General features: G+C 53.2%; 22 protein-coding genes. 8 read left to right on the forward strand and 14 right to left on the reverse strand.

Annotation, left to right across the window (positions count from 1 at the left end):
* Window positions 1-64 precede the first annotated feature (64 nt).
* The 3 genes from O1721_RS12725 to phoP form a co-directional block, all read right to left on the reverse strand.
* Window positions 65-1,186 (reverse strand): ribosomal protein uL16 3-hydroxylase, encoded by a 1,122-nt coding sequence (locus O1721_RS12725; RefSeq protein ID WP_017384706.1) that lies wholly within the window; start codon window positions 1,184-1,186, stop codon window positions 65-67.
* 91 nt (window positions 1,187-1,277) lie between these two features.
* Entirely contained in the window at window positions 1,278-2,741 is a 1,464-nt protein-coding gene (gene phoQ / locus O1721_RS12730; protein ID WP_015570801.1) for a two-component system sensor histidine kinase PhoQ, read from the reverse strand.
* Window positions 2,742-3,413, reverse strand: coding sequence for a two-component system response regulator PhoP (gene phoP / locus O1721_RS12735; RefSeq protein WP_026094318.1), 672 nt, complete (start codon window positions 3,411-3,413; stop codon window positions 2,742-2,744). It lies immediately after the preceding gene.
* 476 nt (window positions 3,414-3,889) lie between these two features.
* On the opposite strand from phoP, the gene O1721_RS12740 reads away from it, so the two are divergent.
* Window positions 3,890-4,282 carry a hypothetical protein gene (locus tag O1721_RS12740; RefSeq protein ID WP_168728655.1) on the forward strand — a complete coding sequence of 131 codons (393 nt, stop codon included), beginning with the start codon at window positions 3,890-3,892 and terminating at the stop codon, window positions 4,280-4,282.
* Window positions 4,283-4,368: 86 nt separating this feature from the next.
* On the opposite strand, the gene purB is transcribed toward O1721_RS12740, so the two are convergent.
* Genes purB through rluE form a run of 5 tightly spaced genes read right to left on the reverse strand, consistent with a single transcriptional unit; the run spans window position 4,369 to window position 8,704 of the window.
* Window positions 4,369-5,739, reverse strand: coding sequence for an adenylosuccinate lyase (purB, locus tag O1721_RS12745; RefSeq protein WP_032648020.1), 1,371 nt, complete (start codon window positions 5,737-5,739; stop codon window positions 4,369-4,371).
* Between the two features lie 19 nt (window positions 5,740-5,758).
* A complete protein-coding gene (gene hflD, locus O1721_RS12750) occupies window positions 5,759-6,388 on the reverse strand; it encodes a high frequency lysogenization protein HflD (RefSeq protein ID WP_006809213.1) in 630 nt (209 codons plus the stop codon).
* A 27-nt stretch (window positions 6,389-6,415) separates the two neighbouring features.
* Entirely contained in the window at window positions 6,416-7,528 is a 1,113-nt protein-coding gene (gene mnmA, locus O1721_RS12755) for a tRNA 2-thiouridine(34) synthase MnmA (protein WP_032103856.1), read from the reverse strand.
* Window positions 7,529-7,568: 40 nt separating this feature from the next.
* A complete protein-coding gene (locus tag O1721_RS12760) occupies window positions 7,569-8,042 on the reverse strand; it encodes an NUDIX domain-containing protein (protein WP_032648023.1) in 474 nt (157 codons plus the stop codon).
* The gene (gene rluE / locus O1721_RS12765) at window positions 8,042-8,704 is read right to left on the reverse strand and encodes a 23S rRNA pseudouridine(2457) synthase RluE (RefSeq protein ID WP_032648025.1); all 663 of its coding nucleotides are present in this window, start codon (window positions 8,702-8,704) and stop codon (window positions 8,042-8,044) included. The genes O1721_RS12760 and rluE overlap by 1 nt, the downstream gene beginning before the upstream one ends.
* 117 nt (window positions 8,705-8,821) lie before the next feature.
* Between rluE and icd the strand changes: the two genes are divergently transcribed.
* Together icd and O1721_RS12775 are read left to right on the forward strand one after the other, a co-directional pair.
* The gene (gene icd / locus O1721_RS12770; RefSeq protein WP_003857898.1) at window positions 8,822-10,072 is read left to right on the forward strand and encodes an NADP-dependent isocitrate dehydrogenase; all 1,251 of its coding nucleotides are present in this window, start codon (window positions 8,822-8,824) and stop codon (window positions 10,070-10,072) included.
* Between the two features lie 75 nt (window positions 10,073-10,147).
* Entirely contained in the window at window positions 10,148-10,393 is a 246-nt protein-coding gene (locus tag O1721_RS12775) for a YmjA family protein (protein WP_022650806.1), read from the forward strand.
* Between the two features lie 4 nt (window positions 10,394-10,397).
* Here O1721_RS12775 and O1721_RS12780 read toward each other — a convergent pair whose 3' ends face one another.
* The gene (locus O1721_RS12780) at window positions 10,398-11,897 is read right to left on the reverse strand and encodes an EAL domain-containing protein (protein ID WP_023296321.1); all 1,500 of its coding nucleotides are present in this window, start codon (window positions 11,895-11,897) and stop codon (window positions 10,398-10,400) included.
* A 124-nt stretch (window positions 11,898-12,021) separates the two neighbouring features.
* A complete protein-coding gene (gene yncL / locus O1721_RS12785) occupies window positions 12,022-12,114 on the reverse strand; it encodes a stress response membrane protein YncL (protein WP_071524166.1) in 93 nt (30 codons plus the stop codon).
* Here yncL and O1721_RS12790 point away from each other — a divergent pair.
* Window positions 12,089-12,274 (forward strand): hypothetical protein, encoded by a 186-nt coding sequence (locus O1721_RS12790; protein ID WP_162183714.1) that lies wholly within the window; start codon window positions 12,089-12,091, stop codon window positions 12,272-12,274. The two genes, yncL and O1721_RS12790, sit on opposite strands and share 26 nt — an antisense overlap.
* A 211-nt stretch (window positions 12,275-12,485) precedes the next feature.
* A complete protein-coding gene (locus O1721_RS12795; protein WP_003857896.1) occupies window positions 12,486-12,734 on the forward strand; it encodes a GlsB/YeaQ/YmgE family stress response membrane protein in 249 nt (82 codons plus the stop codon).
* A 53-nt stretch (window positions 12,735-12,787) separates the two neighbouring features.
* Here O1721_RS12795 and yoaJ read toward each other — a convergent pair whose 3' ends face one another.
* From yoaJ to O1721_RS12810, 3 genes are read right to left on the reverse strand one after another with little or no spacing between them, the layout of a single operon-like run.
* Window positions 12,788-12,862 carry a protein YoaJ gene (yoaJ, locus tag O1721_RS12800; RefSeq protein WP_015570794.1) on the reverse strand — a complete coding sequence of 25 codons (75 nt, stop codon included), beginning with the start codon at window positions 12,860-12,862 and terminating at the stop codon, window positions 12,788-12,790.
* Window positions 12,863-12,961, reverse strand: coding sequence for a YoaK family small membrane protein (locus O1721_RS12805; RefSeq protein ID WP_015570793.1), 99 nt, complete (start codon window positions 12,959-12,961; stop codon window positions 12,863-12,865).
* A gap of 45 nt (window positions 12,962-13,006) precedes the next feature.
* A complete protein-coding gene (locus tag O1721_RS12810) occupies window positions 13,007-14,035 on the reverse strand; it encodes a sensor domain-containing diguanylate cyclase (protein ID WP_032648028.1) in 1,029 nt (342 codons plus the stop codon).
* Window positions 14,036-14,346: 311 nt separating this feature from the next.
* Between O1721_RS12810 and O1721_RS12815 the strand changes: the two genes are divergently transcribed.
* Window positions 14,347-14,601, forward strand: a complete 255-nt coding sequence (locus O1721_RS12815; protein WP_015570791.1) for a putative hemolysin — start codon at window positions 14,347-14,349, stop codon at window positions 14,599-14,601.
* An 80-nt stretch (window positions 14,602-14,681) separates the two neighbouring features.
* The gene (locus O1721_RS12820; protein ID WP_015570790.1) at window positions 14,682-14,987 is read left to right on the forward strand and encodes a hypothetical protein; all 306 of its coding nucleotides are present in this window, start codon (window positions 14,682-14,684) and stop codon (window positions 14,985-14,987) included.
* On the opposite strand, the gene O1721_RS12825 is transcribed toward O1721_RS12820, so the two are convergent.
* Window positions 14,988-15,332 (reverse strand): DUF488 domain-containing protein, encoded by a 345-nt coding sequence (locus O1721_RS12825; protein WP_015570789.1) that lies wholly within the window; start codon window positions 15,330-15,332, stop codon window positions 14,988-14,990.
* A 151-nt stretch (window positions 15,333-15,483) separates the two neighbouring features.
* Between O1721_RS12825 and O1721_RS12830 the strand changes: the two genes are divergently transcribed.
* Entirely contained in the window at window positions 15,484-16,191 is a 708-nt protein-coding gene (locus O1721_RS12830; RefSeq protein WP_032648030.1) for a CTP synthase C-terminal region-related (seleno)protein, read from the forward strand.
* Window positions 16,192-16,206: the final 15 nt, after the last annotated feature.

Raw genomic sequence — 16,206 nt, forward strand, 5'->3', positions numbered from 1 at the left:
CTTACCCGGCCTACATTTCGATCGTAGGCCCGGTAAGCGCAGCGTCACCGGGCATTAAAGCGGCTCAGTCCTCAAAAAACCAGTACCCGCTGTTCACCAGCGCGGCCAGCATGGCGAGGAAGGAGGGATCGTCCAGTGCGTCGCCAAAGGTATCCGCAGTCAGCACCATATGGCTGGCAATCGCTTCCAGCGCCGGGCGGTGCGGAGAGTCCAGGCGCTCGCCGTTGACGAATACCTCTTCGCCAATGCGCAGTACGCGTAATCCGCCCAGACGAACCAGCTTATCGCCCTGCTGGAGCGCATCATAAATTTCATCTGCCTGATACGGCGGCTCTGGCGGTGCGACGTCCAGTTCGTGACGCGACTGGCTGATAAACTCGCCAAACCACTGTCTGAAGTGCTCCGGTTCGTTGATCAGATCCAGCATCATCCCGCGCAGCTTATCCAGCTCCTCTGGCAGAATATCCGCCGGGTGTTCACGCGCCGGAACGTCCGGATCGCTGTAACGGTAGCTGCCCAGCTCGCGCTGTAAAACATAGTCAGCAAATCCGCTGATCATCTCGCGCCCGCTTGGCGCGCGGAAACCAACCGAATAGTTCAGCGAGTTCTCCAGGGAATAACCTTCATGCGGGAAGCCCGGTGGGATATAAAGAATGTCACCTGGTTCCAGCTCTTCATCAATGATCCCTTCAAACGGATCAACCTGAAGCAGATCCGGGTGCGGGCAGTGCTGCTTCATTGGCACTTTTTCGCCCACGCGCCAGCGACGGCGACCGGTACCCTGAATGATAAACACGTCGTACTGATCCAGATGCGGACCCACGCCGCCACCGGGAACGGAGAAGGAGATCATCAGATCGTCCATTCGCCAGTCTGGCAGGGCGCGGAAGGGACGCATTAAGGCTGCGGTGGGTTCGTGCCAGTTGTTGACCGCCTGCACCAGTAAAGACCAGTTGTTTTCGCCCAGGTGATCGTAGCTTTCAAAGGGACCGTGGCTGACCTGCCATTTCCCGTCCTGGTGGCTCACCAGACGGCTGTCTACCTCGTTTTCCATCGCCAGACCAGCGAGTTCGTCAGGAGAAATAGGGTCGATAAAATTGCTGATCCCGCGTTTAAGAACGACCGGGCGTTTTTGCCAGTAACGTTCAATAAATTCGGGCCAGTTAAGCGTTAATTGATAATCCATATTTTTGTATTCCGCAGGCTCTTACTGAGACGGATTATAACGGAAGCACCGCCCCCTGACTGCGAGATCCGCGTATTTTTCACATTTCGGGTCAACTATCGTTCGATACGGGATGCTGGCGGCCAAAAATGACTTCCATACGGGCACCGCCCAGCAAACTTTCACCGGTTTCAATCTTGCCCTCGTACTGATCGACGATTTCCCTGGCGACGGATAATCCGACGCCCTGGCCTGGCCGCAGCGTATCGGCGCGCTGGCCGCGATCGAACACCACTTCGCGTTTATTACGGGGAATGCCAGGACCATCATCCTCAACGATAATATGCAGTTCGTTATCCGTTACCCGCGCGGACACCTCGACAAACTCCAGACAATATTTGCAGGCGTTATCGAGCAGGTTTCCCATCACTTCCATAAAGTCATTTTTCTCACCGACAAAGCTAATTTCCGGTGAGATATCCAGACTGATGTTGACCCCTTTACGCTGGTACACCTTGTTCAGCGCAGAGGTGAGGTTATCCAGCAGCGGGGCTACCGGGTGCAGTTCACGGCTCAACAGGGCGCTTCCGGAACGCATGCTCGCGCGGTGCAGGTAATAGCCGATCTGCTGTGAAATACGGCTGATTTGTTCCAGCATCACCGGCTCGGCGTCATCCACGCTCATTTTCGAACTGCGCATGGAACGCAGGGTACTCTGCATCACGGCCAGCGGGGTTTTCAGGCTGTGCGTAAGGTCGGTGAGCGTCGTGCGATACTTGTCGTAGCGTTCACGTTCGCTTTTCAGCAGGCGGTTGAGGTTGCGCACCAGGCTGGTCAGCTCACGCGTGGTCTCCGGGTTTAGCTTCTCGCGGTGATGTTCCTCCAGCTCGCGCACCTCTTTGGCAAGGGATTCAATCGGGCGGAGGCTCCACCACGCAGCAACCCACAGGAGAGGGATCACCAGCAGCAGGTTGGCAGCCAGAACATACACAAACCAGTTCCAGACCATATACGAGCGTTTCAGCTCAACCGGTATGGTATCGATCACCACAATGGTTAACTGCGGCATGTTCAGGGTGGCGGGGTAAAGGTTGATGGCCACAGAGTGGGTCATCTCCGTGTCGTCATCTTCGGCACGGATCTCATTAAGCTTGATCTGTAAGGCGCGATCGTCACGCAGCAGGCTGCTGGTGGAGTTGAGATCGGCTTCTATTTCATGAAAACCGTTGGTTTTCAGCCATTCCGGACGGATGCGCTTTTTCAGCCACGGGACATCGCGCTGGGCCCACAGCAATTTCCCTTTTTCATCGTAGATCAGCGCCAGCGTCGGGCTCTGCTGATTCAGGTTTTCCGGCATCTCGACGGTGATTCGGTTGTTCTCCCACTTCGCCAGGGTATAAAACAGGTTACTTTCGCCGCGAAGCAGGCGGAAGGTGGTTTTATCGAAGCTCACGCTATACCCGACCAGCGCCACCATCCCGTAAGAGAGCGACAGCACCAGCACGACGGCGGCGGTCGCCAGCAAAAAGCGAACCCGCAGCGAAAGGGGTAAAATGTGACGCAAAATCCCTTTCATTTAGCGTAATTCGAACAGGTAGCCCTGACCACGCACGGTGGTGATCACGTCATGCGGGTACTGCGCCTGAATTTTTTTACGCAGGCGGCCCATCAGCACGTCAATGGTGTGGCTTTCGCGCAGTTCGGCATCCGGATAGAGCTGAAGCATCAGGGAATCTTTGCTCACCACTTTACCGTTGTTACGGATCAGCGTTTCCATGATGGTATATTCGAATGCGGTCAGCTTGATCACTTCATCATTAATAGAAAATTCACGGCGGGAGAGATCCACCTGGAACGGCGGCAGAGAGATAACCTGTGACGCCAGCCCGCTGTTGCGGCGCAGCAGCGCCTGCATACGCGCAGCGACTTCTTCAATATGGAAGGGTTTGGTCACGTAGTCATCCGCGCCAGCGCTCAGGACTTCAACCTTGTCCTGCCAGCCTTCGCGGGCAGTCAGCACCAGCACCGGCAGGGAAACGTCATGGCTACGCCAGCGGCGGATAAGGGACAATCCGTCTTCATCCGGCAGCCCTAAATCGACAATGGCGATGTCCGGCAGGTGTTCATTGAGATAATAATCGGCCTCTTTTGCGTCTTCAGCATCATCCACCTGATGACCCATCTCCTGAAGTTGAACTTTCAGGTGATGACGTAGCAATGCGTTATCCTCAACAACCAGTACGCGCATCATCACTTCTCCCTTTATAAATGGTATGAATAGTTTAACGCTGATTATTCAGGTTGACACCAGCGCAATGAAATTAAATGATTTTTTTCATGCTCCCGAACACAGGGAGGCATTACGCCAGGCACCTGATTATTAAGTATGTTGATCTGAGCCTGGTTCATATCACCCACCCAACTCACGTAAGCCTCATGCGCCCCCAGCAGGCGCGGGTAATATAAACTGACTTGTTTTCGCAAGCTTTCGCAATCCCGATAAAACAGCCATCCGTTTATGAACTGTTGAAGGCGAGTCGCTTTTTGGACAGCACGAGCACGCCAGTTTTGTAAATATTGCCCTTTTTTTTGTAAGGATGTTCTCACTATGCCTGGCTTTGTCTACGCTTATTTTATGGTGCGAAATTAGATTTGCATAAGATGTGCCAGAAAAGCAGCATTTTTACACAACAAAACAGCAATATAGCGAGTAAAGAGGACTTTATGGAATGGAAGGTTGTTGAGACTATTGCGAGCCCGGAAAGCGGAACCATCTTTTGCAAAGTTGAAACACAGTATGGCCTGAATTATATCCTGTGGTTAAAGGGAGATTATTACGTTCGTACAGGTGAAATCATCACCACTTCAAACCAGGGGATCCTGATTAACGATCGGCGGCGTAGAGTATGGATAGCGCAGGCAATGCCCTTTACATCAATAGGCTGGATGGGGTTCAAACAGAAAAACGCGTGTCCAGGCAACCGACAGGAGATGGATCGCCCGTGCACGGCTGAAACCCCGTGCCAGTTCAAACTGTGCCCGTTCGGCTTAAAACGGTATATTCCGGAAAGTTATTCCACGGCAAAAAATAACATTCAGCCTGACGGCAGGCTCTAATCCCGGCAAAACAGATAATGTGACGTGAAATGTCGGCTCGATGATGTAAAGCAGCCCCCTTTCCAGGTGGAAAGGGGGAAGGGCGATTACTTCAGCTCGTCAACCATAGCGATGGCACGGCCAATATAGTTTGCCGGGGTCATCTCTTTCAGGCGCGCTTTTTCTTCTTCTGGCAGCGCCAGACCGTCGATAAACTGTTTCATACCTTCAGCATCAACGCGTTTACCGCGGGTCAGCTCTTTGAGTTTCTCGTACGGTTTTTCGATGCCGTAACGACGCATCACGGTCTGAATCGGCTCCGCCAGCACTTCCCAGTTGTGATCCAGCTCGTCCAGCAGACGGTCGCGGTTAACTTCCAGTTTGCTCACACCTTTCAGGGTGGACTGGTAGGCGATCAGCGCGTAGCCAATACCTACGCCCAGGTTACGCAGCACCGTGGAGTCAGTCAGATCACGCTGCCAGCGAGATACCGGCAGCTTGCTCGCCATATGCTGCAACACGGCATTCGCCAGACCCAGGTTACCTTCGGAGTTTTCGAAGTCGATTGGGTTCACTTTGTGCGGCATGGTGGACGAACCGATTTCCCCGGCGATGGTCTTCTGCTTGAAGTGGTTCAGGGCGATGTAACCCCATACATCACGATCGAAGTCGATCAGGATGGTGTTGAAGCGCGCAATGCAGTCAAACAGCTCGGCGATGTAGTCGTGCGGCTCAATTTGGGTGGTGTACGGGTTCCACTGGATCCCCAGAGAGGTCACAAACTCTTCGCTGAACTGGTGCCAGTCCACTTCCGGGTACGCGGCGATGTGGGCGTTGTAGTTACCCACCGCGCCGTTGATTTTGCCGAGGATCTCAACCTTCTCCAGCTGACGATACTGGCGTTCCATGCGGTACGCCACGTTCGCCATCTCTTTACCCATGGTGGATGGGGTTGCTGGCTGGCCGTGAGTACGGGACAGCAGCGGAATGTCGCGGTATTCCACGGACAGCGCTTTCACCGCATCAATGATTTTACGCCAGTAAGGGAGTACTACCTCTTTCCGCGCGGTAGAGAGCATCAGTGCGTGAGACAGGTTGTTAATATCTTCAGACGTACAGGCGAAGTGAATAAATTCAGATACCGCGTGCAGGGCAGGGACGCTTGCCACTTTCTCTTTCAGGAAGTATTCAACCGCTTTCACGTCGTGGTTGGTGGTGCGTTCGATGGTTTTAATGCGCGCGGTATCTTCTTCGCTGAACTCAGCAACGATTTTATCAAGGTAATCGTTTGCCTTTGCGTCAAAAGCAGGAACTTCCTTGATTGCTGTCTGGGCGGCCAGCTTTTGCAGCCAGCGTACTTCAACCTGAACACGGAACTTCAGCAGGCCATATTCGCTGAAGATCCCGCGCAGCGCGCTGACTTTATCGCCGTAGCGTCCATCGACAGGGGATACGGCGGTCAGTGAGGATAATTCCATAATTCGCAACTCCGGGAGGTTAACAATGAGCAAGAATTTGTTTTGCCTGAGTCGTCAGGCGATGACGAGAAAACATTAACTGTAGGCGGCCACCGCCGACCTGTTGCCACAGCACGGCGGCACGGATGCCTGCCAGCAGCGAAGCGCGTACCTTCGCCTGTACCTGTGGGCTTTGCAATACGGCAGGCGAACCGGTGACCTGAATACGCGGGCCGAGCGGGCTAATCACGTCAACGTAGATACCGGCCATCGCGCTGAGCAGGGTCTCAGACTGGAGGTCAAAGTGGTCGAGCTGGCGCTGTAGCCCGGCGATGCGGTCGCCCAGGGTATTCATTGCGCCTTTTGCCGCATTAAGCTTACGTTCCAGCACCATCAGGCTTAAGGTGTAGCGGGTCAGTTCCGCGTTCAACCCCTGACGGTTGCTGGCGTTGAGCACGCCGAGCAGAGTTTCAAGACCGAGACGAAGATTGGTTTCACTGCCGCCAAAGACGCCCAGCGTGGAGCCTGGGTTAAGATCGATAACGCTGTTGAGTGAAACGTGCAGGGCATCAGCGTCGCAATGACCCTGATGCGCCAGCTGTTGCACCAGACGGGCTGACTGGCAAATTCCCGCCAGCGCCAGGGTGATGTCGTAATAGTTCTTCGCCACACGGTCTCCTTTATGTGTGCAAACGGTTTAAACAGCAGGCAGCGGCAGGCGCTGTTCAATGATCCCACCGCCGAGGCAAATTTCGCCGCTGTAGAAAACAGCAGACTGGCCAGGGGTAACGGCGGAAACCGGCTCGTCGAAACGCACGTCAATGCGATCGTCATCCAGTGCGGTTACGGTGCAAGGGATGTCCGTCTGGCGGTAGCGCGTTTTCACTGTGCAGCGTAGCGTGCCTTTCAGCGGCTCGCGATCGACCCAGTGCAGCTGTTGCGCGATCAGTCCAACGGACATCAGGCGCGGGTGGTCGTGACCCTGAGCCACAACCAGAATATTGTTTTCGACGTCTTTGTCGACCACGTACCACGGATCTTCGCTGCCCTCTTTGGTGCCGCCGATTCCCAGACCTTTACGCTGGCCGAGAGTGTGGTACATCAGCCCCTGGTGCTGACCAATCTCATCACCGTCAACGGTGACGATTTTGCCCGGCTGTGCAGGCAGGTAGCGCCCCAGGAACTCGCGGAATTTACGCTCGCCGATAAAACAGATACCGGTGGAGTCTTTTTTCTTCGCGGTGATCAGATCCAGATCTTCAGCAATCTTACGCACTTCCGGCTTTTCCAGCTCGCCAACCGGGAACAGACTTTGGGCAATCTGTTCGTGGCTTAGCGTATAGAGGAAGTAGCTCTGATCTTTGTTGCCGTCCAGGCCGCGCAGCAGCTGGCTTTTGCCATTCACATCCGCGCGACGCACGTAGTGGCCGGTCGCAATGTAGTCTGCGCCCAGGTCTTCCGCGGCGAATTCCAGGAAGGCTTTGAATTTGATCTCTTTGTTGCACAGGATATCCGGGTTTGGCGTGCGGCCCGCTTTGTACTCTTCGAGGAAGAGTTCAAAAACGTTGTCCCAGTATTCTGCGGCAAAGTTAACGGTGTGCAGTTCGATGCCGAGCTTATCGCACACGGCCTGCGCATCGGCGAGATCCGCAGCGGCAGTGCAGTATTCCTCGCCATCGTCTTCCTCCCAGTTCTTCATGAACAGGCCCTCCACCTTATAGCCCTGTTGCTGCAACAGGTAGGCGGAAACGGAGGAATCGACACCGCCGGACATGCCGACGATTACTTTTTTCTGGCTGTTATCTGACATGGAATACTCACGACATTGAACTTCAAGGCGGCGTATTCTATCACGCCCCCCCACCATTGACACCCTCTGTAAACGGCCAGTTAAACTCTGCAATGATATCCAGCGGCAGGCGCGCCGCAGACTGCCAGCAGCGGATGCTTTCCGCCACCAGCGGCGAACGCAGGTTTGGCGCGTTCAGGATCTCCTCGGCAGTCACCCACAGGCACCGATCGATATCGTCGTCGTGCGGTTCAGTGGCGCACGTTTCGTTAAGTTCAACGGCGAATAAGAAGCGCAGGAAAGGCGTCTGGTCAGGCGCTAGCCACTGATGCATACGGATAAAATGCTGCGGTTCGGCGCGGATACCCGTCTCCTCCCACAGCTCACGGGCTGCCGCCTGGCGTAAGGTTTCATTGGCTTCAAGATGCCCGGCAGGCTGGTTCCACAGCGCTTTGCCGTTGATGGTCTCTTCCACCACCAGGAATTTCCCCTGCGCATGGACCACGCAGGCGACCGTAACATGAGGTTTAAACATCAGTTCTCCTTAAGGGTAACATCCCGCCATTCCCCGTTTGCCAGCGAGTCCAGCGTGTAGCTGCCCATGGCATAGCGAATGAGTCGCAGGGTAGGGAAGCCCACATGCGCAGTCATGCGCCTGACCTGTCGGTTGCGGCCTTCATAAAGGGTTATTTTAAGCCAGCTGGTGGGAATGGATTTCCGCTCACGAATCGGCGGGTTGCGCGGCCACAACCACTCGGGTTCATTCACGCGCTCAATACCAGCCGGCAGGGTGGGACCGTCGTTCAGCGTTACGCCGTTACGCAGTTTTGCCAGCGACGCGTCGTCCGGCTCGCCTTCAACCTGCACAAAGTAAATTTTCCCGGTACGCTTGCCCGGCTGAGTGAGCCTGGCCTGGAGCACGCCGTCATTGGTGAGCACCAGCAACCCTTCGCTGTCACGATCCAGACGCCCGGCCGCGTAGACTCCCTGTACAGGGATAAAATCCTTCAGCGTGCTGCGCCCGGCCTCGTCGGTAAACTGCGGCAATACATCGTAGGGTTTATTGAACAGTATGACCCGCGTTGGCTGGGGTTCTGGCGTTCTTCTGGTGGCTTGTCGTGAGCTGAATCGCTCAACCCGGTGTTTTCTAAAAGAAGTTTTCTTCATGGTATTTTCAGGCGTTATCAATTGCCGCATTATAGCCTAATAACGAAGACCTTTCATGGCGTCGGACAATCAGGTACTATCGGAAGGCTCATTACAATTTATTAACATAAGATCAGTAACAACCAGAAGCGCTCGAAGGAGAGGTTAATGGAAAGCAAAGTAGTTGTTCCGGCGGAAGGTAAAAAGATCACCCTGCAAAACGGCAAGATTAACGTTCCTCACAACCCGATTATCCCGTTCATTGAAGGCGACGGTATCGGCGTAGACGTTACCCCGGCAATGCTGAAAGTGGTTGATGCCGCTGTTGAGAAAGCCTACAAAGGCGAGCGTAAAATTTCCTGGATGGAAATTTACACCGGTGAAAAATCGACTCAAGTTTATGGCCAGGACGTCTGGCTGCCAGCCGAAACGCTGGACCTGATCCGCGACTATCGCGTTGCTATCAAAGGCCCTCTGACCACGCCAGTTGGCGGCGGCATTCGCTCCCTGAACGTGGCGCTGCGTCAGGAACTGGATCTGTATGTGTGTCTGCGTCCGGTGCGTTACTACCAGGGCACCCCAAGCCCGGTTAAGCACCCGGAACTGACCGACATGGTTATCTTCCGTGAAAACTCAGAAGACATCTACGCCGGTATCGAATGGAAAGCGGACTCTGCTGATGCAGAAAAAGTGATTAAATTCCTGCGCGAAGAGATGGGTGTGAAGAAAATTCGCTTCCCTGAGCATTGCGGCATCGGCATCAAGCCATGCTCCGAAGAAGGGACCAAGCGTCTGGTGCGTGCCGCCATCGAATACGCTATCACCAACGATCGTGACTCTGTGACCCTGGTTCACAAAGGCAACATCATGAAGTTCACCGAAGGCGCGTTCAAAGACTGGGGCTACCAGCTGGCGACCGAAGAGTTCGGCGGTGAACTGATCGACGGCGGCCCATGGCAGAAAATTAAGAACCCGAACACCGGTAAAGAGATCATCATTAAAGATGTGATTGCCGATGCGTTCCTGCAACAGATCCTGCTGCGACCTGCTGAGTATGACGTGATCGCCTGTATGAACCTGAATGGTGACTACATCTCCGATGCGCTGGCCGCGCAAGTGGGTGGTATCGGTATCGCCCCGGGCGCGAACATCGGTGACGAGTGCGCCCTGTTCGAAGCAACTCACGGTACTGCACCTAAATACGCAGGCCAGGACAAAGTCAACCCAGGCTCTATCATTCTGTCCGCAGAGATGATGCTGCGTCATATGGAATGGTTCGAAGCCGCAGACCTGATCGTTAAGGGTATGGAAGGCGCGATTAACGCGAAAACCGTCACCTATGACTTTGAACGTCTGATGGAAGGCGCTAAACTGCTGAAATGCTCAGAGTTTGGCGACGCGATTATCGCGAACATGTAATCCACTCGCTGGGTTAAATGACAACGGGAGCCTGAGGGTTCCCGTTTTTTATGCACACAAGACGGAAACAACGCTATGACCCATGATATCCCGCTCAAGTATTATGACATCGTCGACGAGTATGCGACTGAAACGGCGAAACCGGTAGAAGAGGCAGAGCGTACGCCGCTGGCACACTATTTCCAGCTGCTGCTCACTCGCTTATACAACAATGAGGAAATCAGTGAAGAGGCGCAGCGGGAGATGGCTGTCCAGGCCGAGATAGACGAAGCGCGCATTGACGATATTGCAAACTTCCTGAATCAGTGGGGCAATGAATAACGCGTCATCGCGCTGAGTCTGCCAGCAGCCTGGCGAGGTCGTGCCGGGTTAGCGACTTTGAAAAGTACCAGCCTTGTACGAGGGCATCGGGGTATCTCTGCGCGATGAACTGATATTGCGTTTCGCTTTCAACCCCTTCAAAAACCAGGGTTTTGTGCAGTTTAGCGAGCGCGTCGCTGAAGATCACCAGGATATCCTGTTTATAGTGCTCGCTGATGCCGTCCACTAACGACTTATCCACCTTGATTTCGTCATATTTGAGATTTGATAGCCTGGCCAGATTAGAGTTTTGCACACCAAAATCGTCTATTGAAATTTTGACGCCTGCCGATTTAAGCTCCTCACAAAACTCTTCAAGGATGGCCGCGGTGGAAACGCCATTTTCGGATAACTCAACTTTGATTAACGATAAGGGAATCGCGTTCTCTGAGCATTCATGACGTAATACCGCCAGGAATTTGCCGTCTTCAATTTCCGTCCGGCCAACGTTCAGTGAAATCATTAACTGATGTTCAGCGGCCAGCGCGGCAATTTCCGCCAGGGATTTCTTTATCATGTTCTGATAATAAACGTTATACAGGCCAATTTTTTTAATTAACGGGATAAACAGCTCAGGAGAAACCTCTTTGTGATTGTTATCCTGCCATCTTGATAACACTTCAACCCCGACGATTTTCTTATCAGCAACCCGAATAACAGGCTGAAAATGAACGCTGATGGTATTCGCTTTTACCGCTTTGACCAGCGTTCGTTCCAGAGAACGTCGGTCTTCATAAAGTCGAAGAGAAAACAGCGTCAGGGATACCCAGATAAAGTATAAAAACAAGCACAGAAGCACCATCACTACGTGGGAGAGCGAAGCCAGTCCGGCATCATGGTGTGTGACGGTAACGCACAAATCCCAGCGTGTACTGCACTCTGTCACAGCCAGCGTAAATAACAGAGACTGTAAGCGGCTGAAGTTTTCTGATGGCGGCGTAACGGTGAAAAAGGTGCGGCCGAAATCTTTAGTGGAAGAACGAAGCGAATAGTTGGCGGTAACGGGGGCAAATTTATCGTAGGCTGAACGGGAGGTGAAGATAATAAGGTGGTTATAGATTGTCGCATTGCCGACAAAGAAATCTTTCTGCGAAAACTGCGCCAGGCTGAATCCGTTCTGGGTATTGTGCAGCTCAGAGGGAAGGGCGATGGGATTTGCCAGCTTGCCCCAAAACGCGGTGCAGGTGATTTTCCCCTTTTCAATAAACCCCACATCGGCGAAATAGAGACTTCGCATCTTTAATTTTCGGTAGACGTTCAGACTGGCGCTATCGCATCCCTGCGCGGAGGTATTTTTAAGCGTACTGGCGATATTTTGCGTTAACTCTTCAGAATAGCTTAAGAGCGTGTGGGAGATCTCCCTCTGCCGGTTCTTTTGCTGCTCAGCGATAATGGCGTTAACCGCATACAGCGACAGGACGACCATAAAGGTTGAGATGATAGCAACGGCAATGGCCTTCTTCATTTTCCTGTTGTCCCACCACGTCCTGAGGTGCAGGGATCTTAACACAGGTCATAAAAGCTACAAGTATGAGAGTTGAGGCTGCACGGAATCGAAAGGAAAGCCACCATGCCAGGCTCCTTTCATCTCAGAACCATTCAAACCGTGTTGAGAGCAGTAGCAGTAACGTACTGGCAGAAACAAGATTAAGGCAGATGACAAACTTGCTCGATACGTTCATGTTATCAACGCTTTTTGGTTATTCAGAAGCCACAGAGAATAGCGTTTCACCTCCACAGAAAAAACGCCAGATTTTGGTGGGGGCGGGCAAAAAAAAGCCCACTCAAGAGTGGGCAAGAAATACTGGAAGCAATGTGAGCAATGTCGTACTGAATACCTGAGTGATTTGCTCAACTATTCAGTAATGAGAAAGATAATCTTTCTCAGTAAAAGATGCAACCCCACGATGAGTGTGGAACGGCAATTTTTTACTGCTCATATTTTAATCAAACGAACCGTGTGATTCTTATCACAAATTTCCTTTCTCAGATCCTGTGCTATCCTTTTCTGTGTCGTTGATTTAATGACAAAAACCATACAGAGAGGAAAGCTATGGGAATTTTATCCTGGATTATCTTTGGGCTGATTGCGGGGATCCTGGCGAAGTGGATTATGCCGGGCAAAGATGGCGGCGGTTTCATCGTCACGATCATTCTGGGGATTGTGGGTGCAGTCGTCGGTGGCTGGATCAGTACCCTGTTCGGCTTTGGCAGAGTTGATGGCTTCAACTTCGGCAGCTTTGTCGTCGCGGTGATTGGCGCCCTGGTTGTTCTGTTTATCTACAGAAAAATCAAAAGCTAAATCTGACCTGAGTTAAAAAAGGCTGCCTGACGGCGGCCTTTTTACTTTGGGCGTTACCACCAGCCCAACTGCGTACCGGCGACGGCCACGATGGCGACAATCAGCATGATGATGGTCGTTTTTCTCATTTAAGCCCCCGGCGCGGCGTAACCACCAAGGAAAAACCAGCCTAAAAACACCACCGCCGTGATAAAAATAACCACCGGAAAGAGGATCCCTATTCTCATGCCATCACCTGTTTGAGTTTGTATAAGGCCGTAGAGTGTACGGTTTTAATCTAACGCGACAAAGCCTGTTTTGCTTTTTCCTTTTTTATCCTGATACATCGCGAGGTCTGCGGTGCGCAGGGCGCTATCTTCATCCGTGCTGTGAGGATCAACAATAACGACGCCAAGGCTTGCGCCGGGATAAAGAATAGTGGCATTGCCCAACCCGTATTCGCCCGCAATAAGACCATTGAGGCGGGTTTTGATTGCGTTGACCTCTGTACTGGCGTCGCCATCATCGCTGTGACTCAGGCTGGCAACCAGAAATTCATCGCCGCCGAGCCGGCCAATAATCTCATCCTGCGTTTGCTCGTGAGTCAGCCGCTTGCCGACCTGTACAAGGAAGCGATCGCCCGCCTCATGCCCGTACTGGTCATTGATTCGCTTGAAATCATCGAGGTCAATAAAGGCCATCATGACGTTGCGGTTAAGATGGCGCGCCAGTGAGAACAGGGTGGTAAGGTTTTCAAAAATGGCGCGACGATTCGGCAGGCCGGTGAGGGGGTCGGTGTAAGAGTGGGCAATGAGCGCCGCATTTGCTTCGCGAAGCTGAAGCACAAGCGACTCTTTCTGAATGTACTGACCAATTAACCCGGCAAAGAGCCTGATCACCTGCTCGCCACGCTCGCTGAACTGTTTCTGTGCGGTGCTGGCCGCGCAAAGCGTGCCATACAGAGAACCGTCAGCCAGGTGAACCGGCACGCTCATATAGGTTGTAATGCCCAGTGCTTTGGCCGCTTCACACTCCGGCCAGCGGTCGGGCACCTCGTTACTGAACAACGTGTCGCTGTCGATGGCGCGCTTACACAGCGTTTCGTCCCAGGGCACGCTGAACCCTTCAGGGATCTGCATTTGCTTGCTGTTACGGGCATATAAAATGTGCTGCAAACGCGCATTGATATCGACTTTCGTCAGGTAGGTTGATTCCATATCCGTCACAATTTCCAGCATTTCCAGTAGCTGACGCACCAGACTGTCGAGAGATTGATCAGTGGAGAGGGTTTCTGAAACACGGGCAAGAATGATATCTGACATGAGGCAGGATGACTCCCATGCAGAAGACCTCTGTATCTGCATGTTGTGCTGAAAATATAGACTCCAGCCATAGTAAAACATGAACAGGATTGATTTTATAGATTCTTCTGAAGGCAGATGAGGGGAAGACTAAAAAAAGCCCCGATGTTGAGATCGGGGCAAAACATCTTGATTACGGAATGATGTTCTCTGGTCAGTGTGAGAACAGGCATCACTATAAGGGGGAATCGTGCAGGTTTAATGGAGAAATCATGGAGAAAACGGCGATGACCCGTTACTCTGACGTTTTTACACCCTGAAGGATCATGATAATGAAATATCTTCTCCTGGCGCTGGTTTTACCGCTGGCCGCCTGCTCAACAAAGACAACCCCTCCTGATGCGCCTCAACCGCCGCACGCTATTGGTATGGCAAACCCGGCGTCAGTGTACTGTCTGGAGAAAGGGGGAGAGCAAATCCCTGTTCAAAGCCCGCAGGGCGTACGTACCGAGTGCAAACTGCCCGGCGGGGAAGTGATCGATGAATGGGATCTTTACCGCCGCGATCACCCGCAACCGACCAGATGACAACGGCAATAAAACTGCGATACACTTCTCTTTAGGATTATTCTTAGCCAGTTTCTGGCAGTACGTATGCGAGAAGAAGTATGTTTCAGTTAAAACCGGGCAGCATGGCGATGATCGTGGGTGCGCGTACGGCGGCAGGCCGTCGAAATATCGGTAAATCCGTGGAGCTGTTTGGCCTCTGTCAGCCGGGCCAGCGTTTTGTGAACCCGGTTAACGGCGTCATGACGCAATTACCCGCCACGTCAGCGCGTGCGCTGTGGCTGGTCACCGGTGATGTTTACGCCTTTGATAATCAGCACGGTTTTGCGTTTGTTCGCCCGGAACATCTGATGCCGCTTACTCCCGACGAGATGCCACACAACGTGGATGAGCTGGCGATCGGTTAATCACAGTTTACGCAGCCAGTCCGCCAGTACCTGCGCGTGATTCTGCTCCGTATTTTTCGCCCCATAGAGTAGCGTCACGGTCTGCTGTTTGGCGAGAGCCGCCAGGCGTTTGCCTTCATCCGGATGCTGCGCCAGCTCTTTACGATAGGCTTCACTGAACGCGGTGAAATCTATCGTTTCACTGTGAAAAGCTTTTCGCAGTTCGCTGGACGGCGTTAGCGCTTTACACCACTCATCACAGGCGAGGTCGGTCTTTTTTATCCCTCGCGGCCAGAGTCTGTCGACCAGGATCCGGTAACCGTCTTTTGAGGTCGCCTGCTCATACACGCGTTTACATTGAATCATGGGTCCTCCTCATTTCCTTACGACGTTCTGCAACAACACTATAGCACCCGGCTTTTATCCTCCCAATTTAAGGTATTGTGATAATTGCAAAAGATCGGTAGTCTGAGGTTCCTTATGTTATCTGAAAATCCTCCGGCATAAGGAATCTCTGATGGAACTCTCCCCGGTTAAAACGACGCTGCGCATTGCGCTGGTTGGTGATTACAATCCCGATGTTATTGCGCACCAGGCGATCCCGCTGGCGATTGACGACGCCGCTGCGGTTCTGGATCTCACCGCTGATTATGACTGGCTCGCCACGCCTGAGCTGACCAGCCCCGAAGACCTGGTCGGGTACGATGCCATCTGGCTGGTACCGGCAAGCCCGTATAAAAACACCGAGGCGGCGTTTATTGCGGCCCGTTACGCGCGTGAGAACAGCATCCCCTTTCTCGGCACCTGCGGCGGGTTCCAGCATGCGCTGATTGAGTATGCGCGTAATGTACTGGGCTGGCACGATGCAGGCCATGCCGAAACCGACACCGAGGGAAGGATGGTAATTGCGCCGCTGACCTGCTCGCTGGTGGAAAAAACCGACGCGATCGAGCTGCGGAATAACACGCTGATTGCTAAAGCGTATGGCAAGCCGGAAATTCAGGAGGGGTATCACTGCAATTACGGCGTCTCACCTGAGTTTGCCGACCAGCTTGAGCGGGGCGACATGCGCGTAACGGGCTGGGACGAGCAGGGCGAGATCCGCGCGGCAGAGCTGGTAACCCATCCTTTCTTTGTCCTCACGCTGTTCCAGCATGAGCGGGCCGCGCTGCAAGGGCGCCCGGTCGTGCTGGTACAGGCCATGCTGCGGGCGGCGCAGGGATAAAAAAAGCAGACCTCC

The sequence above is a fragment of the Enterobacter cloacae complex sp. HYC033_NIDB genome, assembly GCF_056673335.1.